This is a genomic window from Micromonospora sp. 050-3, from assembly GCF_046549335.1.
Lineage (GTDB): Bacteria > Actinomycetota > Actinomycetes > Mycobacteriales > Micromonosporaceae > Micromonospora > Micromonospora trifolii.
In genome coordinates this window covers 2,218,873-2,242,790 of the sequence record NZ_JAJPVX010000002.1, presented here as the reverse complement: position 1 = coordinate 2,242,790, position 23,918 = coordinate 2,218,873, and the positions used below count along the sequence as shown (strand labels likewise).

The following is a 23,918-nucleotide window of genomic DNA, read 5'->3' as shown; positions in this document are numbered from 1 at the left end:
AGATATCCCCGCAACATCGCCTACCGACCACAGTAGACAGACGCACACCAGTTCGGGCGGCGGCTCAGTCGTTCAGGCAGGCGCGAAGGGCGGCCGTTAGGCGGTTGGCGCGCTCGTCGCCCATCCCCCGCATCTGGTTGACCACGTAGCCGAACCCCACCTGATGCTCGGCGTCCGCGAAGGCCAGGTTCCCGCCCGCGCCGTCGTGGCCGAAGCTGCGCTCACCCAGCAGGGGTCGGGCCGGTGGCGAGTGCAGCAGGAAGCCGGTACCCCAGCGCTGCCCGGTGTCCGGCGGGCCGTGCCGCTGCTGACCACGCGAACGAACCACTACCGCGTCGTCCACCGACGCCGCCGTGAGCAGCGGTCCGCCCTGGAGTTCCGACACACAGGCGGCGTAGAGGCGCGCAAGGCCCTCGGCGGTGCTCACCGCGCCCGCGCCGGGAACACCGGCGGCCCGGATGGCGTCGTCGTTGAAGCTGACCAGGCCGTCGGCGTCGGCGGGGAAGGCGAAAGCGCCCCCCATGGTGATGCCGCGTTCGGCGACCGGGTCCACGAACGGGTCGGGATCCGGGGGTGGCGCCAGGCCCCAGGCGACGGTGTCACTCTCGGCGGCCGGTAGCCCCAGCCAGGTGTGCAGGCCGAGCGGGCCCGCGACGGTGTCGGCGAAGAACACGCCGGGCAGTTGGCCGGTGATGCGGTGGATCACCTCTCCGACCAGCCAGCCGAAGGTCATCGAGTGGTAGCCGTGCCCCGTACCCGGCTTCCACAGCGGGGTCTGCGCCTCGATCGCCTTGATGACCGGGTCCCACGCCAGGACCTCGTCGAGGGTCAGGGGTCGATCCACAGCGGGCAGACCGGCCTGGTGCGTGAGCAGCCAGCGCACCGGAATGTCCGCCTTGCCGTGCTGTCCGAACTCCGGCCAGTAGCGCGTCACGGGAGCGTCGAGGTCGAGCCTGCCCTGCTGGGCCAGCAGGTACGCGCAGATCGCCAGGATCCCCTTGGTGCAGGAGAAGACGACGACCGGCGTGTGCGCGTCCCAGGACCGCCCGGTGCGGATGTCGGCCACCCCGCCGTACAGGTCGACGACCTTGCGGCCCCGCACGTAGACGGTGACCGCGGCGCCGACCTCTCCCCGGGAGGTGAAGTTGTCGCGGAAGACGTCGGCGACGCGCCCGAAGCGATCGTCGACATCGCCGTGGATCTGCGGCTGTGTGACCACTGCCTACCCCTTCACTGACCCTTGGATCAGGGCCTTGATGAACTGTCGCTGGAAGATCAGGAACACGATGAGGGTCGGGGTGAGGATCAGCAGCGACCCGGCACACAGCAGCACCAGGTCGGTGCCCCACTGGCCCTGGAACGCGCCGAGCGCCCCGGCCATTGTGCGTTTGGTGGCGTCGTCCACGAGGACGATGGCGAGCAGGAACTGGTTCCACGTCCAGAGGAACATCAGGATCGTCAGCGAGGCGATCGCCGGCCGGGCGAGCGGCACCTGGACCCGCCAGAACAACTGCCACGTGCTGCTTCCGTCCACCCGGGCCGCCTCGGACAACTCGACCGGCACGTTGGTGAAGTGCGCCCGCATCCAGAACACCGCGAATGGCATGTACAGCCCGATCAGCGGCAGGATGATGGCCCAGCGTGTGTTGAGCAGACCGAGATCCTGCATCTGGTAGTAGAGCGGCGTGACCACGGCCTCGAACGGCAGGGTCAGACCCAGCAGGAAGAGACCGAAGACGAGCCGGCCACCGGGCACCCGCAGCTGACCGAGCCCGAAGCCGGCCATGGTCGCGATGAGCACCGACACGGGTACCACACCGGCCACGATGAGCAGGCTCGAGCGGAGCAGGGCGCCCATGTTCGCGGCGGTGAAGGCGTCGGCGAAGTTGCCCCACTGCGGGTCGGACGGCCACTCGAGCCCGCTGGGCACCGTGCCGCGGGGCTGCAGCGCCGCCGAGAGCATGCTCACGAAAGGCAGCAGGGTGACGACGATCAGGGCGATCAGGAAGACCCGGCCCGTCAGCTGTTCGCGTCGGCTCAGGTTCACGGCTTCTCCCCTCGGCTCAGGCGCTGGATCGGCAGCACACACGCCAGCACGAGCAGCATGAGTACGACGGCGAGCGCCGAGGCGAGCCCCACCTGCCGCTGCGAGAAGGCCAACCGGTAGATCTCCAGGCCCGGCACTGTGGTCTGGAGGCCGGGGCCGCCGCTGGTGGAGATGTAGACGATGTCGAAGCTCGCCAGCGCCGCGATGATCGTCACGGTGAGGCAGACGCCGATCTCCTGGCGCAGGCTGGGCAGTGTCACGGCGAGGAACTCGCGGACCGGACCGGCACCGTCCAGGCGGGCGGCCTCGTACAGCGCCGGATCAATCTTGCTCATGCCGGTGACCAGCAGAATCGTGCAGAGGCCGAGCAGGACCCAGGCCCCGATGACGCCGACGGCAGGCAGCGCCGTGTCGAAGTCGCCGAGCCAGGCACGGGCGACTCCACCCAGCCCGACCGCGCGCAGCGCCTGGTTGACCAGACCATTCGACGAGAGCAGCCAGCTCCACGCGATGCCCGCCGCCACCAGGGGGATGACCTGCGGCAGGAACAGGATGGTCCGGACGACGGTGCCGAACGCGCCGGTGGTGATCCGGCGAACCATGCTCGCCACCAACAGCCCGAGCGCGACGGGGATGAAGCTGAAGAAGACGATCAGGACGATCGCGTTGCCGATGATTTTCAGCAGGTCGCTGTCGGTGAAGACGGTGAGGTAGTTGTCCAGGCCCACCCAGCGGGCCACCCCGATGCCGTTCCAGTCGTAGAGCGAGTACTGGAGCGTCAGGACGAGCGGGCGCAGGACGAACACCGCGTACATCACCAGGGCGGGCAGGACGTACAACCAGCCGGTCCCGGCCGCGCGGGCCCACCGGAATCGGTGGGCCCGCGTGGGGGTGGGGTGGGCGCGACGATCGTCGCGCCCGGTTGGTGCGCTGCCGAGGGCAGACGTCATCGGGACAGTTCCTTCTGATACTCGGCCTGGACCGCCTTCACGTACCCCTCGGGCGTCTGCTGACCGGCGATCAGCTTCTGCATCTCCGGCGTGATCGCGGCGGCGAAGATGCCGCCGGTCGCGTTCGCTGTGAAGTCCACGGCGCCGTTCTCCACACCGAGCTGCTGTGACGCCTTCAGGGTCTCGGCCAGCACGGTGTTCGGGGCGGCACTCGGCACCGGCAGGTCACTCGGGCCGCCGGGGCTGGAGCCGCCGACGGTCACCGAGATCTCGCGGGCCTTGGCGTTGGTGTGCACCCAGTTCAGGAAGTACGCGGCGGCGTCCGGGTTCTTGGCCTTGGCGGAGACGCCGAAGGTGTTGGGGGCGGACATCGCCACGTGCTTTCCGCTGGGAGACTCGGTGGGGAAGAGGAAGAAGCCCACGTTGCCGGGCATCGACTTGTCGAGGTTGGCCGACTCCCAGTCGCCGTTGAACATGAACAGGCCGTTGCCCTTCTGGAACTCCCCTACCATGCCCGCGTAGTCCAGGGCGTTGGCGTCCTTGGTGAAGTAGCCGGCCTGGGCCCACTTCTGGATGGTCTGGGTGGCCTTCAGGGCGGCCGGGGTGTCGAACGTGGCCCCCGGCTTCTGGAAGATCCAGTCGGCGACCTGGGTCGGGTCGCCGAACTGGTTCTGTAGTGCCTGGTGCGGGAAGTTGATGCCCGCGGTGTTCTTGTTGAACTGCATGATCGGCTGGACCCCGCCGGTCTTCGCCTTGGCCAGCAGCTCCTCGAACTCGGCGACAGTGGCCGGCGGCTGGGTCATGCCGATCTGGCTGGCCAGCTTCTTGTTGTAGAAGACGCCGGTGACGCTGTAGCCGAGCCCCATCCCGTACAGCGAGCCGGTGCCCCGGGTGTTCTCGCCGACGCGCAGCTGCATGAGCTGCGAGGCGGGGAACTTGTCCCAGCCGTACGCGGTGAAGTACGGGTCGAGGTTCTTGAGCAGGTCGTCCTTGACCAGGTCGACCATGGTCGGGAGCCGGATGATGTCGGGCGAGTTGTCCGAGGCCATCACCCGTGGCGCGTTCTCCACGATCACCGTGAACTGGTCCTCACGGATGTTGAACTTGACGTTCGAGTGCTGCTTGGAGAACTCGTCGGCCAACGCCTTGGCCAGCGGGAAGCCGGTCTCCGCGTACATCTCCAGGGTGACCGGGTCGGTGCCCAGCTCGGTCTTGACCGCGGCATCCGACTTCTGGGTCGACGACCGGTCCTCGCCCGGCGCGCTACAGGCCGTCGCGGTCATCCCGACCGCCAGCAGCGACGCGAGAAGCACAGTTCTCCGTCGCGGAAATTTTGTCAGCAATTCTGCCATTTCATGACTCCTTGACATCTCCACGCGTACGCCGTGACCAGTCGCCCGAGCGCAGCACCCCGTACGGTCAGCGAAAGAACCATCGAAGGCGCCTCTGGATGCACCAGAAGTGGTCGCTAAACTGATTTAGCAGAGCATGCGCGCGGCGCGGGAAGCTGTCAAGGACAACTTGGCAACGGTGCGGAAACGTCGGGTTCACACCACGCCGACGTGACCGGCGCTCGATCCCGGACGGCGACGCATCATGATGGGCAGGAGCGGCGCCTGTGGCACCGCGCCTGATTCGGAGGACTGATGGGCCGCAACAGAGCAACACTCGCCGACGTCGCGCGGAGAGCCGGGCTGTCCAAGACCGCCGCGTCGATGGTGCTCAACGGCAGGGAGGGCACCCGCCTCTCGGCCGAGGCGCACCAGCGGGTGTTCGCCGCCGCCGAGGAGCTCGGCTACCGGCCCAACCTCGCCGCGCGCAGCCTGCGCACCCGCAAGACGGCCACCATCGCGTTCGTCTCCGACATCGTGGCCACCACGCGGTTCGCCGGCGACCTCATCCGCGGCGCCCTCGACGCGGCCCGCGAACGGGACCACGTCCTGCTCATCACCGAGACGCAGGGCGACGCCACATTCGAGCAGTACGCCATCGAGGCCGTTCTGGACCGGCAGGTCGACGGTGTGATCTACGCGGCGATGGCGACCCGGCGGCTGACGGTGCCCGCGGCCATCCTCGGCGGCCCGGTGGTGCTGCTCAACGCCACCAGCCCCGATGGCCTGCCCAGCGTGGTCCCGGACGACGAGGGGGCCGGCCGCTCCGTCGCCACCGCCCTGCTGGAGCTCGGCCACCGCGACGCGATCGCGCTCATCGGCCGCAACCGACTCAAGGAGGACGACCCGGAGGTCTCGCTCGCCGCCCGCGCCCGCCTGCACGGCATCCGGCAGACCTTGGACGAGGCGGAGGTCAGCCTGCTGGCCGAGTGCTTCTGCAACGAGTGGTTGCCCGAGCACGGGTACGCCGCCATGCGCGGCCTGCTGAGCAAGCCGAAGCGACCCAGCGCGATCATCTGCATGAACGACCGGCTGGCCTTCGGCGCCTACCAGGCACTCGGCGAGGCGGGGCTGACCGTCCCGGAGGACATCTCGGTCATCTCGTTCGACGACGACCCGATCGCCGCCTGGCTGCGTCCCAGCCTGGCCACCACGGCGCTGCCACACGAGCAGATGGGGCGGCGCGCTGTCGAACTGCTCCTGGACGGGGGCGCCGCCGAACCCTCGCTCGTTCCGATGCCCCTGCGCCGACGCCGGTCGCTCGCGCCTCCGGCCGGCTGACCAACGACCCTCCGACCGTGCCACCGGGTCGGCCTTTACCGGCGCTAAAACGGTTTAGTGCTAGGTTTCCGACCATGCTTCGTCTACCCGACCACTGGGTGTGGGACAGCTGGTACGCGCGGGACGACAACGGCCTCTGGCACGTGTTCTTCCTGCGCGCGTCCCGCGCCCTACACGACCCGCACCGCCGCCACCGCCGGGCCACCATCGGCCACGCCGTCTCGGCGGACCTGCGCTCGTGGCGCCTGGTCGCCGACGCCGTGGTCCCCGCCGACGCGCCCAGCTGGGACGACCTGGCGACCTGGACGGGCTGCACGGTGCGCGGCCCTGACGGACGGTGGTACCTGTTCTACACCGGGGTCGGTCGCGCCGAGGACGGCCTCGTCCAACGCATCGGGCTGGCCGTCTCCGACGACCTCATGACCTGGCACCGGCACGGCACCGAACCGATCGTCCAGGCCGACCCGACCTGGTACGAGCTGCTGGACAAGGAGCTGTGGTACGAGCAGGCGTGGCGTGACCCCTGGGTGTTCCCCGACCCCGACGGCGAGGGTTGGCACATGCTCATCACCGCCCGCGCCAACACCGGTCCGGCGAACACCCGAGGCGTCGTCGGCCACGCCACCTCCACCGACCTGGTCACCTGGACCGTCGCGCCGCCGCTGTCGACACCGGCCGGCTTCGGTCACCTGGAGGTGCCCCAGGTCGCGGTCCTCGACGGGCAACCGCTGCTGCTGTTCTCCGCCGAGGCCACCGGCAGCGCTCGGCGCGACGACCACCGGATCTGGGTGGCGGCCGGCGAGAGCACCCTCGGGCCGTGGGACATCGCGTCCGCCCAGCCGTTCACCCATCCGCACCTGTACGCGCCCCGGCTGGTCCCCGGACCTGCCAGGGACTGGTCCCTCATCGGCTTCCTCGACCACGTCGACGAGACGTTCGTCGGGGAACTCACCGATCCCATCCCGGTCCGCTACCAGGCCGCGAGCGGGTTGACCGTGGTCGAAGGGCCGTAACCGGACAGGTCCGGGCCGAGGCGTGTCGCCCCGACCCGGACCTGTCGCTAGCTCAGCTGCGCAGCTGCCATTGCTGGTTGGTGCCGCCGCTGCAGGCCCAGAGGATCAACTTCGTGCCGTTCGCCGTCGCGGCACCGTTCGCGTCGAGGCAGAGACCCGACTGCACGCCCGTGATCGTGCCGTTGGAGTTGACGTTCCACTGCTGGTTGACACCACCGTTGCAGTCCCAGATCACCACCTTCGTGCCGTTGACGGTGCCCTGGCCGGAGGCGTCAAGGCACTTGGTGCCGTAGACCATGAGCTGCCGGCTCGCGGTGTGGGTCCACCGCTGGTTGGCGACGTTGCTGATGCAGTCCCAGATCTGGGCCTGCGTGCCGTTGGTCGTGCTGGAGTTACCGATCTCGGCACAGCGGCCCGACTGGGCGCCCACGATCTGCACGTTCGTCGGGTTGGTGCTGCCACCGCTCTGCACGCCGGCCGTGTTGATCACCGTTTGCGCGCCCGACGGCCAGTTGCCGTTGCTGACCGTGACGTTGCCGTTGACGACGTTGCCGCGGTCACCGTTCGTCACGTTCGTGCCGCTGCTGGTCGACCAGTTGTTGGTGACCGTGAAGTTGCCCATGTTCTCGGCGTAGTAGTAGTTGGCGGTGGCCCAGGTGCCGGTGGAGGAGAACACGTTGTTGCGGGCGGTGTAGTAGCGCGAGCCCTCGTCGAAGTAGAGCCCGAACCAGCCGTTGGTGCGCAGGCAGTAGTTCTCGGCGATCAACCCGCCCGGGTTCGCCGACAACGAGTAAATGCACCCGCCGTCGGTCATCTGCTGCATGACGTCGTGCACGTAGTTGCCGATGACCTGGTTGTTGGCCGCGGTGGTCGCCGTGGAGTACCGCGGCTGGTAGTTGTACAGGCCACGGTTGGCGTAGTGCTGGCTGCCGCCGGCGTCGTTGGCGCCCCAGCCGTAGCCGACCGACAGGCCGGTGTACGGCATGTTGTAGACCTCGTTGTGCGAGACCAGCGAGGTGTTCACATAGGTCGTCAGGATCGAGACGACGCCCCGGTACTCCAGACCGAGATCGTGCACCTTGTTGTTGCTGATGGTGACGTTGCGGTTGACCATCCGCTGGTCGCTGGGGTGGTGGGCGTCGGCGCGCACGCCGCCGACCACGATGCCACCGGCGGAGTTACGGGCGATCTCGGAGCGGGTGACGGTGATGTTGTTGGCCCCCAGGCCGACGCCGCTGGCGTGGGCGTTGGCGTCGTTGCCGATGCCGATGGCCGTCTGCCCGAGGTTGACGAACTGGGAGTCGCTGAAGCTGATGGTGTTGGCGGCCGAGACCTGCACCGCGGCCGGCATCTGGGCCCAGCTCGGGCGGGTGGCCTCGAACAGCGGGCAACCCTCCTGGCAGGAGGTCAGCGCGTCCGACGGGCGGGCCCAGGAACCGACGATGTGCGCGCCGGTCTGCTGGTCGGCGAAGCCGTTGCTGCTGCTCGGGCCGAGCCAGCTGGTGCCGGTGAAGGTGATGCCGCTGAACGAGATGTGGTGCGCGGGCGCGTCGTAGGTGCCGCCGACGTTGACCAGGGACTGCATCTGCGGCAGCTCGACGCTGACCGAGCTCATGTTCTGTCCGCTGAGCGGGATGTAGTTGAGCTGGCCGTTACTCGGGTTGAGATACCACTCCCCCGCCGAGTCCAGGAACTCGTACGCGTTGGCCAGGTAGAACGGGCCCGCGCGGTGCGGACGGGACAGCGTGTCGAAGCCGAAGGTGTTGTTGTTCCACGCCGGCTGCTGCATCGTCAGGAAGTTTCCGCTGATGCTCTGCACCGGCGAGTACCGGTCGGTGAACGAGCCGACGCTCTCCACCTCGACCCGGTTCTGGTTGCCGAGGTTGTTCAGGTAGCTGAGCGCGCCGTTGGTGAACCGCATGCCGGACGTGGTGAAGGTGAAGTCGGAGCGGTTCACGGCGGTGCGTGCCCGGGTGGCGACGGCCCCGTTGACGTAGAGCTGACGGGAGTCGAGCCCGGCGCCGACGTTGGCCCGCCAGATGTTCTTCCCGGAGTCGACGAGCGACCAGCCGGTGACGGCCCGGGCACCGGTGATCGTCGGACGTGCGCCGGAGGCCGCCCGCCAGATCACCTGATAGCCGTTGTTGCCCGAGTCGGCCGTGGTGAACCGCAGCGGCGACGAGAGGCGGTACGCGCCGTTGGCCAACTCGACGACGATGTCACCGGACATCGCGCTGTTGATCCCCCGCACCGCGGTCTGGGCGGCGGTCAGCGAACACGGTTGGCTGGCGGAACACGCGGTGCCGGTGCCGGAGGGGGACGCGTAGAGGGTGGTGGTGGCCGCGAGGGCCGGGGACGCCGAGGCGGTTACCGCGACCAAGGCGGTCACCGCTGTCGCGGCGGCGCCGGCCAGCAGTCGGCGCAGCGACGAGATGGACGAGGACACGGGACGGTGCTCCTGACGTGAGAACGGGGGAGGTGAAGGGACGGCCTCGACGAGCGCGGGGGTGGCAGGTCGTGGCTGTTATCCGAGGATCTCCCGGAGATAGCGCAGGCCATCCGTGGCGAGACGGTCCTGAGAGGGGGCCAATGGACGCCAGATCGCCGCGGCGGTGGCGATGGCCTCGTTCTCCGCCGTGAACGACTCGATGCAGATCGCGCCCTGGTAGCCGGTGTCTCGCAGGACTGTGAAGAAGCGGGGCCAGTCGAAGTGGTCAGCACCGGGAGCGCCCCGGTTGGTGCCGCTGACCTGGACGTGCTTGATGTGCCGGCCCGCGACGGCGAGGGCCGCGTAGGGGTCGGCCTCCTCGATGTTCATGTGGTACGTATCGATCATGATGCCGACGTTCGGCGGTAGCCCGTCAATCAACTCGATCGTCTGCTCGATCGTGTTGACGACGCTCGTCTCGTAGCGGTTCAACGCCTCGACACCGATGCTCACGCCCACCTCGCCGGCCTGCTCGGCGACCGGCGCCAGGGCCCGCCGGAAATCCGCGTAGCAGGCCGCGCGAGCCGCCGGTGACATCCGCCAGGTGCGGCCGACCGAGGCGTACGCGGGACCGCCGACGCATCCAGCGCCGACGGCCGCCGCGCTCGCCACGCAGCCCATGAGGTACGCCACCGTCGACTCGACGACCGCTGGTGCGGCGTCGACCAGTTCCCGCCCCGGCGGGGTGACCGCGCAGACGCCGGCGGCGACGAGGCCGTGCGCCGCCAACAGATCCCGGGTCCGGATCGGGTCCCAGTCGCCGGGCTGCTCGATCGGCAACTCGACAGCGTCGAAACCGAACGCGGCGATCCGCGGGATCAGCTCGGCCAAGGCCTTGTCGTCGACCGGCGAGGCCCAGACCCAGGGGTTGACGCCGATGGCGTACATCGGACCCTACTTCCAGCGCTGCGGGTAACCGGGCAGGTCGGTGCAGCCGCACATCGCGTAGTGCAGCGGCGGCATGCCCGCGTCGAGGTACTGGTCCAGGTTGTCCTGGGTGACGGTCGGCTGCGGCAGCTTCCACGGGTTGGACACCTGCTGGCCGTCGAGGATCCGCAGCGCCGCGATGATCGGCGTACGCCACTGGTAGGTCGGGTAGGTCGGCGCGATCGCTGTGAGCTGCTTGTCCTTCCAGATCTTCAGGAAGTCGAGCTGGTCCTCACCGTTCATCGGCGGAACGGGCTTGCCCGCGTCCTGGAACGCCTCGACCGCCGCGACGGCCACCGCTCCGGCGTCCATCCAGACCCCGTCGATGGTGCCGTACCGCTGGATGTAGTCGTCGACGATCTTCTTGGTCTTGGCCGGATCACCATCGGTGAACTCGACACCGACGACGTCAACCTTCGCCTTGTCGAACGCCACCTTCGCCGCCGACCAGCGGGTCTCCAGGACGTCGACGCCGGGCAGGATCCGCAGGGCGAGGACCTTGCCGCCGGGCTTCATCTTCTGGCTGACGAACTCGGCCCCGACGTGGCCGAACCCGTAACCGCCGATGGGGTTGATGAACGTCACCGGGCACTTCGTGTTGACACCACGGTCGAAGACGACGACCGGCAGCCCGGCCTTGCACGCCGCCTCGACGGCCGGGGTGAGTGTGGCGGTGGTGTTCGGCGAGACGATGAGGGCGTCGCAGCCCTTGCCGAGCAGATCGTTGATGTCAGCGATCTGCTTCTGGTCCTTACCCTCGGCGTCGACGTGCACGAACTCCTTGATGCGGCTCTTCTGCGCCTCGACCTCGGCCTGCATGGTCTTGAAGCCGACCTGCCGCCAGGGATTGTTCAGGGCTGCGTTCGAGAAGCAGATCTTGTGTGGGCCGTTCTTCTTGAACTTGGCGGTGTCGACCATCGTCGGGTTGAGCACCTGCTCCCACGGCTTGTCGGCCGGGCCTGTCGGCGCCGCGTCGAGCAGCGCCAGCTCGGCGTCGTAGTCGGCCTGCACGAAGAACTTCGACTGGTCCCCGGTGCCGGACCCAGTGGCGGCGGATGCACTTCCCGACGGGCTCGCGGCCGGCTCGTCGGTGGCACAGCCGGCGAGGGACAGTACTGTGACAGCGGCAATCGCCGCCATGGAACGTCGCACTATGGTTTCCCCTTATCTCGAAGAAGAACGCGTTGCCGAGACCGCCACGGCGAGCAGGATGATCCCGCCCTGGACGGTCGACCTGAGGGCGCCGGAGACGCCGTAGAAATTCATGAGAGCGAAAAGCAGTTCGAGGGTCAGCGCGCCGAGCATCGCCCCGACGACCGCGCCGCGACCCCCGCCGAGCGCCACCCCACCGAGGACGACAGCGGTGATCGCGCCGAACTCCAGACCAGCGCCGGCCTGGAACGACACGCCGCTGTAGCCGCCCAGGAGGATCGCCGCCACCGCCGCCGCGAGCCCGCTGAGGATGAAGGCGAAGGTCCGGGTACGCCACACGCGTACGCCGCTCAGCTCGGCGGTGCGCGGGTTGTCGCCGACGGCGACCAGCGTCCGGCCGAAGTCGGAGCGCATCAGCAGCACGGCCGCCACCGCCAGGACCACCAGGACCAGCAGCGCGTACGGCACGCGGCCCAGCAGCGGCACATCCTCGAAGGCCCGCCGGCCGAACCGCCGGAACTCCTCGGAGAGCCCACCCTTCGGGGCACCGTCGGACCACAGGTAGACCGCGCCGACGAGGATCAGGAACATGCCGAGGGTGGTAATGAACGACGGCACCCGCAGCCGTGTCGTGATCAGGCCGTTGACCAGCCCGACCAGCGCGCCGAAGGCGAGCAGGAGCAGCACCACCGGCCAGGTACGCGCCGGGTCGCTGTCAATCAGCCGGGCGGCGACCACCACCTGAGCGGTGACCAGGGAACCGACCGAGAGGTCGAACTCACCGGACACGATCACGAAGTACTGGCCGGCGGCGAGCAGGATGATCGGCGCCGAACGACCGAGGAAGGACATCAGCGACTGCGGGGCCAGGAAGTCGGGCTGCCGAATGCCGACGAGCACCAACAGCACCGCGAGAATCGCGAGGATCGGCAGGACACCACCGGGACGCATCCGCGGCAGACGCAGCGGCAGGGAACGGGGCTGGACGGTCTGCATGGCTAGGCCGCCTTTCGCATGGCCCGGCGGGCGTAGACGGCGACCGCGGCGATGATGATGACGCCCCGGATCACCTGCTTGAAGAAGGCGTCGACCTCGAGCTGGTTGAAGATGGCGTCGATGCTGGCCAGCAGCAGCACCCCGCCGACAGTGCCGATGACGCCGCCGCGCCCACCGGCGAGGGCGGTACCGCCGATCACCACCGCGGCGATCGACTCCAGGTCGTAGAGGCCCTCGGTGCCGACGCGCGGGGCGCCCGAGCCGAGCCGACTGGCGAGGTAGATGCCGGCGAGCCCCGCGCACATCGAACACAGGACGTGGGCGGTGACGAGGACCCGGTCGTTGCGGACGCCGGAGAGCCGGGCCACCTCCGGATCCCCGCCGACGGCGACCAGATGGTGGCCGAAGCGGGTCCGCGAGAGCGCGAACCAGGCCGCCGCGGTGACCGCTATCAGCAGCAGGAACGACACCGGCACCGGCCCGATGCGCTGGTAGCCGAGGGCCTGCACCAGCGAGGGTGCTGTGGTGCCGGCCGGGCCGTCGTAGCCGTTGTCGAGGTAGCCCTTGAGCAGCAGCCCGACGCCGAGGGTCGCGATGAACGCGTTGACCCGGAACCTGGTGACGAGGAGCCCGTTGAGCAACCCGACGCCGGCGCTGACGACCAGAACCAGGCCGATCGCCGGCAGCACCGCGCCGTCGCTGCCGTTCATCGTCTCGGCCGCGACGAGGGTGCTGAGACTGATCACGTACGCCACCGAAAGGTCGAGCGAGCCCCCCAGGATGACCAGGGTCTGGCCCACAGCGACCAGCCCGAGGCCGGCGGCGACATGCAGCAGACTCACGGTTGTGGACTGGTTGAAGAGCTGACCACCGTCGAGCAGGACGACCAGCCAGCCGATCGTCAGGGTCAGGGTCAGAGCCACGAAGACGCCCGGTACGGAACGCCGGGCCGGCAACAGCGACAGAGCGCTCACTGGGTCACCTCGGTTCGCGACTGCGGGGCTCGCAAACCCGGCTCACTCCTCGCGCTCACTGGACGCTCTCCCGTGCCGTGCCGACCGCCAGCGCGACGACCTCCTCCTCGGTCGCCCCGGCGGGCAGTTCGCCCGCGACGTGGCCGTCCCGCATGACGACGATCCGATCACTCATCCCCAGCAGCTCCGGTAGATCGGACGAGATCATCAGCACGGCCGCGCCATCACGGGCGAGGCGGCGGACGAGGTCGTGGATGGCTGACTTCGCGCCCACGTCGATGCCCCGGGTCGGCTCGTCGAAGAGCAGGATCCGCGGATTGAGCGCGAGCCATCGGGCCAGCACGACCTTCTGCTGGTTGCCCCCGGACAGAAAGCGGATCTCCTGGTCGTCGCCGGCGCCGCGGATCTCCACGGCGGCCAGCAACTCGCGCACCCGGGCGGTCCTCGCCGCCCGGCCGGACCGGGCAGCGAAGACGGCCCGGCTGGCGAGCAGCGCATTGTCCAGCACCGACTGCCGGGGGACGATCCCCTCGCCCTTACGGTCCTCGGTGACGTAGGCGATGCCGGCCCGCATCGCGGTGCGGGGCGAGCGCAGTCGGACCGGCCGGTCGTCGAGCGTGACGTCGCCGGTCGTGAACGGCGACACCCCGAAGATCGCACGGGCCAGCGCCGAGCGTCCCGAGCCCTGGAGGCCGCCGATGCCGAGCACCTCGCCGGCGCGCAACTGGAGGTTGACGTCCCGCAGCTTCCGGTTGCCGGCGTCGCGAAGGTTGAGCCGCACCGGGCCCCGGTCCTCGGGGGCGGCCCGGTCCGGGTAGTAGCTGGACAGTTCCCGGCCGACCATGTGCCGCACCAACTGGTCGGCGGTGGTGTCCCCGGTGTCCACAGTGGTAACCCGACGGCCGTCCTTGAGCACTGTGATCCGACCGGACAGGTCGAAGACCTCGGCGAGCCGGTGCGAGACGTACAGCAGCCCGATACCGCGCTCCTGGAGCCGGCGCACCAGCCCGTAGAGCAGCTCGACCTCGTGGTCGGCCAGCGCGGCGGTCGGCTCGTCCATGATGAGCAGCCGCGCGTCCAGGGCGAGCGCCTTGGCGATCTCGACGACCTGCTGCTGCGCGATGCCCAACTGCCCCACCTGGGCGTCGGCCGGCAACGCGGTCTCGCCGATCGAGGCGAGCAGCCGCGTGGTGCGCTCGACCATCCCCCGACGATCGACGAGCCCGCGTCGGACCGGCTCGTGCCCCAGGTAGACGTTCTCGGCGACGGTGCGCTCCGGGAGCAGGTTGAACTCCTGGTGGATGATGCCGATGCCGGCCCGCTGCGCGTCGCGCGGGCCACGGAACGTACGCGTCTCACCGCCGAACCCGACAGTGCCCCCGTCCGGGGCGTACCCGCCCGAGACGATCTTCATGAGGGTCGACTTCCCGGCACCGTTCTCACCGACCACGGCGTGCACCTCGCCCGGCGCGACATCGAGGTCGACACCGTCGAGAACGCGCACTCCGAGGAAGGACTTGCCGATGCCCCGAAGGGTGAGCAGCGGCACCGGCCGCGAGTCTGACATCCCGAGCGCCCTCACAGACAGTAGTTATTGATAGTACTCAATGCCACACTACGACGACTTTGAAGCGCTGGACATCAAACTTTCGTGCCAACAGCAATGGCTTACGTTCGCGCGTCGAAAACATTTCCTTGACATCGAGGAAACATCACACGTATGAAGATAGATGTTTGGATGCGCGTCCGCAATCCTCGATCAAGCCCGACTGCCAGCCCGGGCCGCGATCGACAGGCGGTACCGCAGCGAGGGAGCCGAGCGCGACCGCCGTCCACCGGGCAGGACGTCGGACGTTACTTCGTGAATTGACAGTCTTCGATCTCTAGCTCATCCTGACCTCGTGGACCACGGGACGAGAACCACAGTCACCATCACGCTGTGTGACGTCCCGCAGGTCTGACTGCCGTTGCGGCGAACGGCATGAGGACAGGCCAGCGCGCCCGTGTCCCCTCACGTGTCCAGGGTCAACCTGACGCGTCGCAGGACCCGTGGTCGCAATCCCTACGCCCGCCCAACCTAGGAGACGGCATGCGTCGTAACACATTGCTCATCTCGGTGATCGCCGGCCTGTTACTGGCGCTCGGACTCGCCCCACCCGCGTCGGCGGCCCCGGCCTTCCGCGCCCTGGTGTTCAGCAAGACCACCGGCTACCGGCACGACTCGATCCCCGCCGGGATCAGCATGCTCCAGCAGCAGGCCGCCGCGAACAACTTCGAGGTGGTGGCAACCGAGGACTCCAGTGTCTTCACCGCCAGCAACCTGGCGACCTTCGACGTGATCGTCATGCTCCAGACCTCCGGCATGGTCTGGACCTCGACGGCGCAGCGCCAGGCGGTGGAGGGTTACCTCGCCAGCGGCAAGGGCATCGTCGCCATCCACAACGCCACCGACATGGGCATCGAGTCCGAGTACCCGTGGTGGGACCAGACCATCAACGGCGGCGCCCACATGCCCGAGCACTCCCCCGGAGTGCTGCCCGGCACCGCCATCGTCGCCGACAAGAAGCACCCGTCGACTGCCGGTCTGCCGGATCGGTGGAACCGCAGCGAGGAGTGGTACAACTTCGACACCAACCCGCGCGGCAAGGTGCACGTCCTGGTGACCGCCGACGAGCGCACGTACAACCCGGGATCCCGGGCGATGGGCCCGGACCACCCGATCTCCTGGTGTCGCGACACCGCCGGCGGGCGGGTGTGGGCCACCGCGATGGGCCACGCGATCGCCTCCTACAGCGAGACGAACTTCCAGAACCACGTCCTCGGTGGCATCAAGTGGGCCGCCGGGAACGCTGCCGGCGACTGCGGCGGCACCGTCTGGGGCAACTTCGAGAAGCGCACCCTGGACGACAACACCGTCGACCCGATGGCGATGGCCGTGGCCCCGGACGGGCGCGTGTTCTACGCCCAGCGCGGCGGGCAGCTGAAGATCTTCAAGCCCTCCACGAACAGCACGGTGACCGCCGGCACGCTCAGCGTCTACACCGGCGGTGAGGACGGCCTCACCGGCATGGCACTGGACCCCAACTTCGCCACCAACGGGTACGTGTACCTGTACCACTCACCGGCGAGCAGCTCGACCGACGTCAACCGGGTCTCCCGCTTCACGATGAGCGGCGACACGCTGAACACGTCCAGCGGCGTGACGATCATCGACATCCCGGCGTACCGGGACCGGACGTTCCCGGAGCCCGGCCACACCGGCGGTTACATCGAGTTCGGCCCGGACGGCAACCTCTACATCGGCACCGGCGACGACACGCCCCCGAACCTGGACCCCAACTGGCAGGGCTACGCCCCGCTGGACTGGCGCTCGGGCAAGTCCAACCTGGACGCCGCCCGGACCGCTGGCAACACCAACGACCTGCGCGGCAAGCTGCTGCGCATTCGCCCCGGAGCCAGCGGCAGCTACACCATCCCGAGCGGCAACCTCTACCCGCAGGGCACGGCGCAGACCAAGCCGGAAATCTATGCGATGGGCTTCCGCAACCCGTTCCGTTTCTCGATCGACGCGGCCACCGGCTGGGTCTACCTGGCCGACTACGGGCCGGACCGCAACCCGCCCACCACCAACCGAGGCCCCGAGGGCCTAGTCGAGCTGAACGTGATCAAGACGCCCGGCAACTACGGCTGGCCGTTCTGTCACGGCAACAACCAGCCCTACGCGCCGTTCAACCCCGATACCGGCGTCGTCGGCTCGAAGTTCAACTGCTCCTCGCCGGTCAACAACTCGCCCAACAACACCGGGCTGACCAGTCTGAAGCCGGTCGTCATGCCCAACATGTGGTATGGCTACCCCGCCTCGACGACCTTCCCGGAGCTCGGCTCCGGCGGCTCCGCGCCGATGGGCGGCCCGGTCTACCGGTACGACGCGGCGAACCCGTCCGCGACGAAGTTCCCGCCCTACTACGACGGCGTGCACTTCTTCTACGAGTGGTCGCGCAGCTACGTCAAGGAGGTGCACTTCGACTCCTCCACCGCGGTGACCCGCACCAACCCGTTCCTGCCCGGTGGCGGGTTCAACAAGCCGATGGACATGGAGTTCGGCAAGGACGGCTCGCTCTACCTGTTGGAGTGGGGCACCAACTTCGGCGGCGGCAACAGCGACTCCGGGCTCTACCGGATCGACTACATCCAGGGCGGCCGGTCGCCGATCGTCAAGGCCACCGGCACACCCACCAGCGGCAGCTCGCCGCTGACCGTCCAGTTCAGCAGCGCGGGCACGTCCGACCCGGACGGCAACACGCTGAGCTACCTGTGGACGTTCGGCGACGGCACCACCTCCACGGCGGCCAACCCGTCGAAGACATACACCTCCAACGGCAACTACACGGCCCAGTTGAAGGTCACCGACAGCACCGGTAAGACCGGCTTCGCCAACGTCCCGATCACCGTCGGCAACAGCGCTCCGGTGGTCACCATCACCACACCGGGCAACGGAGGCATGCTGACCTTCGGCGACAAGGTGTCGTACCAGATCACCGTGACCGATCCGGACGGCGGCACCGTCGACTGTTCGAAGGTCATCCTCAACCCGGCGCTGGGTCACGACGACCACGCGCACGAGACCACTGAGTACCCCGGCTGCTCGGGCACCATCTCCACGGACCTGCTCGGTGGGCACCCTGATGGCGCCAACCTGTTCTACGTGCTGAACGCGCGGTACACCGACAACGGCGGCTCGGGGGGCGGCTCCCCGCTCACCGGCACCGCGCAGGCGATCCTGCAACCGAAGCACAAGCAGTCCGAGTACTTCAGCAGCCAGTCCGGGGTCCGGGTCGTCGACCAGGCGGCGGCGGAGAGCACCAAGCGCGTCGGTGACATCTCCACCAACGACTGGATCGCGTTCAGTCCGATGAACCTGTCGGGCATCTCGACTGTCAGCTACCGGGTGTCGTCGCCCTCCGGTGGGGGCTCGATCGAGCTGCGCGCCGGCTCGCCGACCGGCACCCTGCTGGCCACCACCACGGTGCCCAGTACGGGCGGCTGGGACAACTACCAGTCCACGACTCCGGTGAGCGTCGCCGCGCTCAGCGGGACACAGACGCTCTACATGGTGTTCAAGAACAGCAGCAACTCGTTCGATCTGGACTCGCACACCTTCGGCGGCAACGGCGTCGGCACGCCCAGCACCGGCGGTGGCCTGGCGGGGAAGACCTACACGGTCACGGCCCAGCACAGCAACAAGCTGATGGACGTCAGCGGTGTCTCCACCGCCGACGGCGCCCAGATCACCCAGTGGGCGTCCACCGGTGGCAACAACCAGAAGTGGCAGGCGGTCGACGCCGGCAGCGGGGCGGTCTACCTGAAGGCGGTGCACAGCGGCAAGTGCGTCGAGGTGGTTGGCAGTTCCACCGCAGCGGGTGCCTTCCTCCAGCAGGCCACCTGCAACAACGGCAACCAGCAGAAGTTCACCGCCACCGCGACGGGAACCTCCGGCGTGTACACGGTGCGCAACGTGCTGAGCGGGCTCTGCGTGGACGTCAACGCTGCCGCCACCACCGACGGCGCCCGGCTGTTGCAGTGGACCTGCCACAGCGCAGCCAACCAGCAGTGGCGGTTTACCGCAGTGTGACCCTGCGGCTGTCGCGGTAACAACTGACGTCCCGGTCGGGACCGGTATCCGAGGAACGGAGCCGGTCCCGGCCGGGACGTCGTCGTCGATCAGGCAGGCCGGCCGGGCGGCGCGGCGAGCAGCCCGGCCGCCGCCAGGTCGTCCCACAACTCCTCCGGGACGACGCTCCCGGACCGTCGCACCGTCTCTACCGCCTGCGCCTCGTTGCGGACGCCGACCACCGTCGACACCACTGCCGGGTGCCGGCGGACGAAGGCGAGAGCCGCCTGCGGCAGGGTCACCCCGTACGTCTCGCAGACCGTGGCGATCCGCCGCGCCCGCTCGATCAGCGCAGCCGGGGCCTGCTGGTAGTTGTAGACGGCGTCGGCCGGCGGCCGGTCCCGCGAGAGCAGGCCCGAGTTGTAGACGCCAGCGATGACCACGCCCACCCCCCGGTTCTCGGCGGCCGGCAGGAGGTCGGCGGCCGCGCCCTGTTCGAGCAGGGTGTACCGCCCGGCGCACATCATCACGTCGACGTCGGTCTCCCGCACGAACCGGGACAGCATCGCCGACTGGTTCATGCCCGCACCGATGGCACCCACGACGCCCTGGTCCCGCAGGTCGATCAGTGCGGGTACGGCCTCGTGCGCGGCCTGCTCCCAGTGGTCGTCCGGGTCGTGCAGGTAGACGACGTCGATCCGGTCCAGCCCGGTCCGCTCAAGGCTGGCCTCGATGGAGCGGAGCACGCCGTCGCGGCTGAAGTCCCACACCCGCCGGTGGGTCGCAGGCACATCGAACCCGTCGGAGTCCCTCAGGTGCGCGTCGTCAGGCGACGGCACCAGGAGTCGCCCGACCTTCGTCGACACCACGTACTCGTCGCGCGGCCGTTGGCGCAGCGCGGCGCCGAGGCGGCGCTCGGACAGACCGAGACCGTAGTGCGGCGCGGTGTCGAAGTACCGGACGCCCGCCTCCCACGCGGCGTCGACCGCCGAGGCGAACTCCTCGTCCGTCGTCGTCCGGTACAGGTTGCCCCCCTGGGCCGCGCCGAAGCCCAGCTCGGTGAGCCGTAGCTGCGGGCGGCGCGGCAGTGCGCGCGCCATCATGACGACTCCAGCCCGTAGACGCGGCGTGCCGTCCCGCCCCAGACCGACACCCGGTCGGCCCCGTCCTGGCCCTCCAGCAGCTCTGCCAGGGTGTCGACCCACAGCTGGTACGAACTGGCGAGCAGGCAGACCGGCCAGTCCGAGCCGAACATCAGTCGGTCCGGCCCGAACGCGTCGAGAGCGTCCTCGACGGCGGGTCGAAGGTCAGCCGACGTCCAGTCCGGGAGCGGCACCTCCGTCACCAGCCCGGAGAGCTTCGCCGTGGTGTTTGGCGAGACCGCCAGCGACCGCAGGTCCCGGCTCCACTCGGTCATCTCCCGACGGCCCAGCGCGGGCTTGCCCAGGTGGTCGAGGACGAAGCTCACCTCGGGCAGGTCGCGCGTGAGACGCGCGGCCATGGGGAGCTGGTGTTGGCGTACCAGCAGGTCGAAGACGAGGCCGGCGGCGCCCACCGCCGCGATCCCCCGACGCACGTCGGGACGGTCCAGGTACGCCGGGTCGCTCTCGGACTGCACGAGGTGGCGGATACCGACGAGGCGTTCCCCACCCCGGGCGGCCCGCAGCCCGTCGAGGCGCTCCGGAACGTCGTCGGCGGTCAGGTCCACCCAGCCGACAACGCCACGGACCAGTGTGTCCTCGTCCGCCACGCGCAGCAGGTCCACGGTCTCCGTGTCGGAGGCGATGGACTGCACCACCACTGTCGCGGTGACCCCGGCCGCCCGGGCCGCCGGCGCGAGATCGGCGGGTGCGAAGTCGGCGTCGATGGCCGCCATTGTCACCGGGTCGATCCACGGTTGCGGGTGCCGGGCGCGGACCCAGAGGTGATGGTGTGCGTCGACGATCCCGGCGTGCCCGGGCTCCTGTGCGCCAGTCATCGGCCCAACCAGCCGCCGTCGACGGGCAACACGACGCCGTTGACGTAGTCCGACGCGGCCGACGCCAGGAACACAGTGGCACCGCCGAGGTCGTCGGCCCGGCCCCACCGCCCGGCCGGGATCCGGCCGAGGATCGCCTGGTTGCGGTCGGGGTCGTCGCGCAGCGCCTGGGTGTTGTCGGTGGCGATGTAGCCGGGCGCGATCGCGTTGACGTTCACCCCGTGGGCCGCCCACTCGTTCGCCAGCGCCTTGGTGAGGCCGGCAATGCCCGACTTCGACGCGGCGTAGCCGGGGACGGTGATGCCGCCCTGGAAACTCAACAGTGACGCTGTGAAAATGATCTTCCCTCGGCCGCGCTCGACCATCGTTCGGCCGATCTCCCGGCTGAGGATGAACTGGCTGCTGAGGTTCACCTCGATGACGTGGTCCCACATCTCGTCCGGGTGCTCCGCGGCCGGGGTCCGGGCGATGGTGCCGCCGTTGTTCACCAGGATGTCGACTGGCCCGAGAGCAACGATGTCGCGGGCCAACCGGTGCACGGCCGCCCGGTCGCCGAGGTCCGCCCGCAGTGCGGCGAACCGGCGGCCGGTGGCGCGTACCCGACGTTCGACCTCGCTGCCCTCCGCTTCGAGCTGGGCGGAGACGCCCACGATGTCGGCACCGGCCAGGGCCAGGGCCTCGGCCATGGCGAGGCCGATACCGCGCCGCGCCCCGGTGACGACGGCCGTCTGGCCGGACAGGTCGAACAACGCCGTCACTGGTTACCCTCCCGCACATCGAGCAGCACCTTCATGACGCCGCCACCCTCCAACGCCTCGAAGGCCGCGCTGGCCGCCTCGACCGGCTCGACCCGGGAGATCAGCTGCCGTGCCGGGATCGCGCCCGAGGCGACCAACCGGATCGCCTCCACCATGTCGTCGCGCTGATACAGCCGGGCACCGAGCAGTTCCAGCTCACGCCAGAAGAACCGGTGCAGGTTGACCTCGCGGGGCTGGGGATGGATCGCCACCATGACCAGCCGCCCGCGAGTGGTGAGGACGTCGACAGCCGTGGTGACGCCGGCCGGTGCGCCGGACACCTCGAAGGCGATGTCGGCGCCCGCGCCATCGGTACGGTCGTTGACAAGCGCCACGACATCGGTCGCTCGCGGGTCGACTGCCTCGATCCCGATCCCCTCGGCCACCTCGCGTCGGAACGGGTCCGGCTCGACGAGGAGCACCCGCGCGCCACGGCTCCGCGCGACGGTGGCGATGAGGACGCCGACCGGTCCACCACCGACCACGACCACCTGGTCGTCGGCGGTCACGTTCCCCCGGCGTACGTCGTGCACGGCGACCGCCACCGGCTCGACGAGCGCCGCGTGGTCGAGGGGCAACTCCTCCGGAAGCGGCAGGGCCAGTTCCACCGGCACGGTCCAGGAGGACTGCATGGCACCCGGCGAGTCGATGCCGAGGAAGTTCATCTCGTGACAGACGTGGGAGTTGCCCCGCTGGCAGGCGGCGCAGCGTCCGCAGGGTCGGGTCGGCATCACGGTCACGGGCTGACCGATGTTCCAACCGGTAACGCCCTCGCCGACGGCCGCGATCCGCCCGGACATCTCGTGCCCGATGATGGCGGAGTCACCGACCCGGGCATCCATGTCCCCGTGGTAGATGTGCAGATCCGTACCGCAGATCCCGGTGTACGCCACCTCGATCCGTACCTGGCCGGGGCCCGGTGGCTCCGGGTCGCGGTTCTCGATTCCGAGGTGTCGCGCTCCCCGGTAGACGACTGCCTTCATCGTTCCTCCGTCTCGACGGTCGGTACGTCGGTCGTACCGACCGGGCATGGTCGTGGGTGCATCGCCGCCGCGATGCACCCACGCCTTACCTGTTCTGGTTGTCAGCTCAGTGCCGTACGGTCGGCGACACCTCGTTGCGGGAGTTCAGCGACACGACAGGCACCTGGCGGGTGGGGATCACCCCGTCGACCCCGGCCAGCAGCCGTCGTCCGGCCCGCTCCGGCCGGACGTTGGGGCTGTCGGCCGTCTGCGCCTGCGGACGGCGGTTGACCGCCCGGATCCGCTCCTCGTCCACCCGGACCCCGAGCCCGGGTGAGTCGCCGAGGATGAAGGCGCCGTCCTCGACGTGCAGGTCGATGGAGACACCAACGGGCGTGTGCAGGTCCTGCAACTCGCTGGTCAGGTGGTTCGGCACTGAGGTCGCGGCGTGCAGCAGCCCGACCGGGCTGTTGCCGATCGGGCTGACCGGCAGGTCATGGGCGTGGGCCAGGGCGGACGCCCGCAGGAAGTGCGTGACCCCCCAGACGGCCGCCATCTGGACGATGTCGACCGCACCGGCAGCGATCAGCGGACGGTACTGTTCGAGCCCGGTGAGGTTCTCACCGGTGGCGACCGACGCGGACACGCCTCGGCTGACCGCGGCGAGACCCTCGGCGTCCCAGCGCCGCACCGGCTCCTCGATCCAGATGAGATCCAGTGTGCGTTCCAGTTCGCAGACATGCCGGACCGCCTGCTTGCGGGTCCACGCCTCGTTGACGTCGAGCATCAGACCCGGCCGTCGACCGTGCCCGGCCTCGGTCAGGACCTCCTTGACCAGGCTCAGGCGGTGCCGATCGCGCTCGATGTCGAGGCCGCCCTTGAGCTTGGCCGCTCGCAGGCCGTGGCTGGCGTAGACCTCGTACTCCGCGACGAGTTCGTCGTCGGTGAGCCCGATGTCCAGCCCGGACGCGTAGGCGGTGACCCGCCGGTCCCGTCCGCCCAGCAGCCGCCACAGCGGCTCGCCGGCGGCCTGCGCCTTGATGTCCCAGAGTGCGGTGTCCAGAGCGCCGATGGTGCCGAACACCGGCCCCGCGTGGCCAGCCTTGAAGGTGTGCCGCAACATGCGGTCGTACAGGGACGTGACGGCCCGGGGGTCTTCACCCTCGATGGCTGGGAAGATCCGCTCGATCTCGACGTGCGGCCCGAGGCCCACTCCCGAAATGCCCTCGTCGGTGTCGACGATGACGATCGAGACCGGGACCACCCCGTCGGCGAACACACCGTTGGCGTCGCCGACTGGTCGGCCCCATTCCTGGACCGTGGAGAGCGTCCGATATCCCGTGATCCGCAT

General features: G+C 69.2%; 18 protein-coding genes. 3 read left to right on the top strand and 15 right to left on the bottom strand.

Annotation, left to right across the window (positions count from 1 at the left end):
* Positions 1 to 64: 64 nt before the first annotated feature.
* The 4 genes from ACLJOK_RS25425 to ACLJOK_RS25410 are packed head-to-tail and all read right to left on the bottom strand — an operon-like array spanning position 65 to position 4,349.
* Entirely contained in the window at positions 65 to 1,219 is a 1,155-nt protein-coding gene (locus tag ACLJOK_RS25425; protein WP_410821097.1) for a serine hydrolase domain-containing protein, read from the bottom strand.
* A 3-nt stretch (positions 1,220 to 1,222) separates the two neighbouring features.
* Positions 1,223 to 2,047 (bottom strand): carbohydrate ABC transporter permease, encoded by an 825-nt coding sequence (locus ACLJOK_RS25420; RefSeq protein ID WP_124860646.1) that lies wholly within the window; start codon positions 2,045 to 2,047, stop codon positions 1,223 to 1,225.
* On the bottom strand, positions 2,044 to 2,997 hold the full coding sequence (locus tag ACLJOK_RS25415) for a carbohydrate ABC transporter permease (protein ID WP_410821096.1): 954 nt from the start codon (positions 2,995 to 2,997) through the stop codon (positions 2,044 to 2,046). Before ACLJOK_RS25415 ends, ACLJOK_RS25420 begins: the two co-directional genes overlap by 4 nt.
* Entirely contained in the window at positions 2,994 to 4,349 is a 1,356-nt protein-coding gene (locus tag ACLJOK_RS25410; protein WP_410821095.1) for an ABC transporter substrate-binding protein, read from the bottom strand. Before ACLJOK_RS25410 ends, ACLJOK_RS25415 begins: the two co-directional genes overlap by 4 nt.
* A 294-nt stretch (positions 4,350 to 4,643) precedes the next feature.
* On the opposite strand from ACLJOK_RS25410, the gene ACLJOK_RS25405 reads away from it, so the two are divergent.
* Positions 4,644 to 5,669 (top strand): LacI family DNA-binding transcriptional regulator, encoded by a 1,026-nt coding sequence (locus tag ACLJOK_RS25405; RefSeq protein WP_410821094.1) that lies wholly within the window; start codon positions 4,644 to 4,646, stop codon positions 5,667 to 5,669.
* Between the two features lie 17 nt (positions 5,670 to 5,686).
* The gene (locus ACLJOK_RS25400; protein ID WP_410821093.1) at positions 5,687 to 6,682 is read left to right on the top strand and encodes a family 43 glycosylhydrolase; all 996 of its coding nucleotides are present in this window, start codon (positions 5,687 to 5,689) and stop codon (positions 6,680 to 6,682) included.
* A gap of 52 nt (positions 6,683 to 6,734) precedes the next feature.
* Here the strand turns inward: ACLJOK_RS25400 and ACLJOK_RS25395 are convergent, their stop codons facing one another.
* From ACLJOK_RS25395 to ACLJOK_RS25370, 6 genes are all read right to left on the bottom strand, one after another.
* Entirely contained in the window at positions 6,735 to 9,128 is a 2,394-nt protein-coding gene (locus ACLJOK_RS25395) for an RICIN domain-containing protein (protein WP_410821092.1), read from the bottom strand.
* A 78-nt stretch (positions 9,129 to 9,206) separates the two neighbouring features.
* A complete protein-coding gene (locus tag ACLJOK_RS25390) occupies positions 9,207 to 10,058 on the bottom strand; it encodes a sugar phosphate isomerase/epimerase family protein (protein WP_410821091.1) in 852 nt (283 codons plus the stop codon).
* A gap of 6 nt (positions 10,059 to 10,064) precedes the next feature.
* The gene (locus tag ACLJOK_RS25385; RefSeq protein WP_410821090.1) at positions 10,065 to 11,249 is read right to left on the bottom strand and encodes a substrate-binding domain-containing protein; all 1,185 of its coding nucleotides are present in this window, start codon (positions 11,247 to 11,249) and stop codon (positions 10,065 to 10,067) included.
* Between the two features lie 12 nt (positions 11,250 to 11,261).
* Positions 11,262 to 12,245 carry an ABC transporter permease gene (locus ACLJOK_RS25380; RefSeq protein ID WP_410821089.1) on the bottom strand — a complete coding sequence of 328 codons (984 nt, stop codon included), beginning with the start codon at positions 12,243 to 12,245 and terminating at the stop codon, positions 11,262 to 11,264.
* A gap of 2 nt (positions 12,246 to 12,247) precedes the next feature.
* Positions 12,248 to 13,219 carry an ABC transporter permease gene (locus ACLJOK_RS25375; RefSeq protein WP_238682267.1) on the bottom strand — a complete coding sequence of 324 codons (972 nt, stop codon included), beginning with the start codon at positions 13,217 to 13,219 and terminating at the stop codon, positions 12,248 to 12,250.
* 55 nt (positions 13,220 to 13,274) lie between these two features.
* Positions 13,275 to 14,786, bottom strand: a complete 1,512-nt coding sequence (locus tag ACLJOK_RS25370; protein ID WP_410821088.1) for a sugar ABC transporter ATP-binding protein — start codon at positions 14,784 to 14,786, stop codon at positions 13,275 to 13,277.
* A 522-nt stretch (positions 14,787 to 15,308) separates the two neighbouring features.
* On the opposite strand from ACLJOK_RS25370, the gene ACLJOK_RS25365 reads away from it, so the two are divergent.
* Entirely contained in the window at positions 15,309 to 18,851 is a 3,543-nt protein-coding gene (locus ACLJOK_RS25365) for a ThuA domain-containing protein (protein ID WP_410821087.1), read from the top strand.
* An 89-nt stretch (positions 18,852 to 18,940) separates the two neighbouring features.
* Here ACLJOK_RS25365 and ACLJOK_RS25360 read toward each other — a convergent pair whose 3' ends face one another.
* The 5 genes from ACLJOK_RS25360 to ACLJOK_RS25340 all read right to left on the bottom strand — a co-directional run bounded on the left by ACLJOK_RS25360 (position 18,941) and on the right by ACLJOK_RS25340 (position 23,918).
* Entirely contained in the window at positions 18,941 to 19,933 is a 993-nt protein-coding gene (locus ACLJOK_RS25360) for an aldo/keto reductase (protein ID WP_410821086.1), read from the bottom strand.
* A complete protein-coding gene (locus tag ACLJOK_RS25355; protein ID WP_410821085.1) occupies positions 19,930 to 20,808 on the bottom strand; it encodes an amidohydrolase family protein in 879 nt (292 codons plus the stop codon). Before ACLJOK_RS25355 ends, ACLJOK_RS25360 begins: the two co-directional genes overlap by 4 nt.
* Positions 20,805 to 21,566 (bottom strand): SDR family NAD(P)-dependent oxidoreductase, encoded by a 762-nt coding sequence (locus ACLJOK_RS25350; protein WP_410821084.1) that lies wholly within the window; start codon positions 21,564 to 21,566, stop codon positions 20,805 to 20,807. Before ACLJOK_RS25350 ends, ACLJOK_RS25355 begins: the two co-directional genes overlap by 4 nt.
* Positions 21,563 to 22,588 carry a zinc-dependent alcohol dehydrogenase gene (locus tag ACLJOK_RS25345; protein ID WP_410821083.1) on the bottom strand — a complete coding sequence of 342 codons (1,026 nt, stop codon included), beginning with the start codon at positions 22,586 to 22,588 and terminating at the stop codon, positions 21,563 to 21,565. The genes ACLJOK_RS25350 and ACLJOK_RS25345 overlap by 4 nt, the downstream gene beginning before the upstream one ends.
* Positions 22,589 to 22,694: 106 nt before the next feature.
* A complete protein-coding gene (locus ACLJOK_RS25340; protein ID WP_410821082.1) occupies positions 22,695 to 23,918 on the bottom strand; it encodes a mandelate racemase/muconate lactonizing enzyme family protein in 1,224 nt (407 codons plus the stop codon).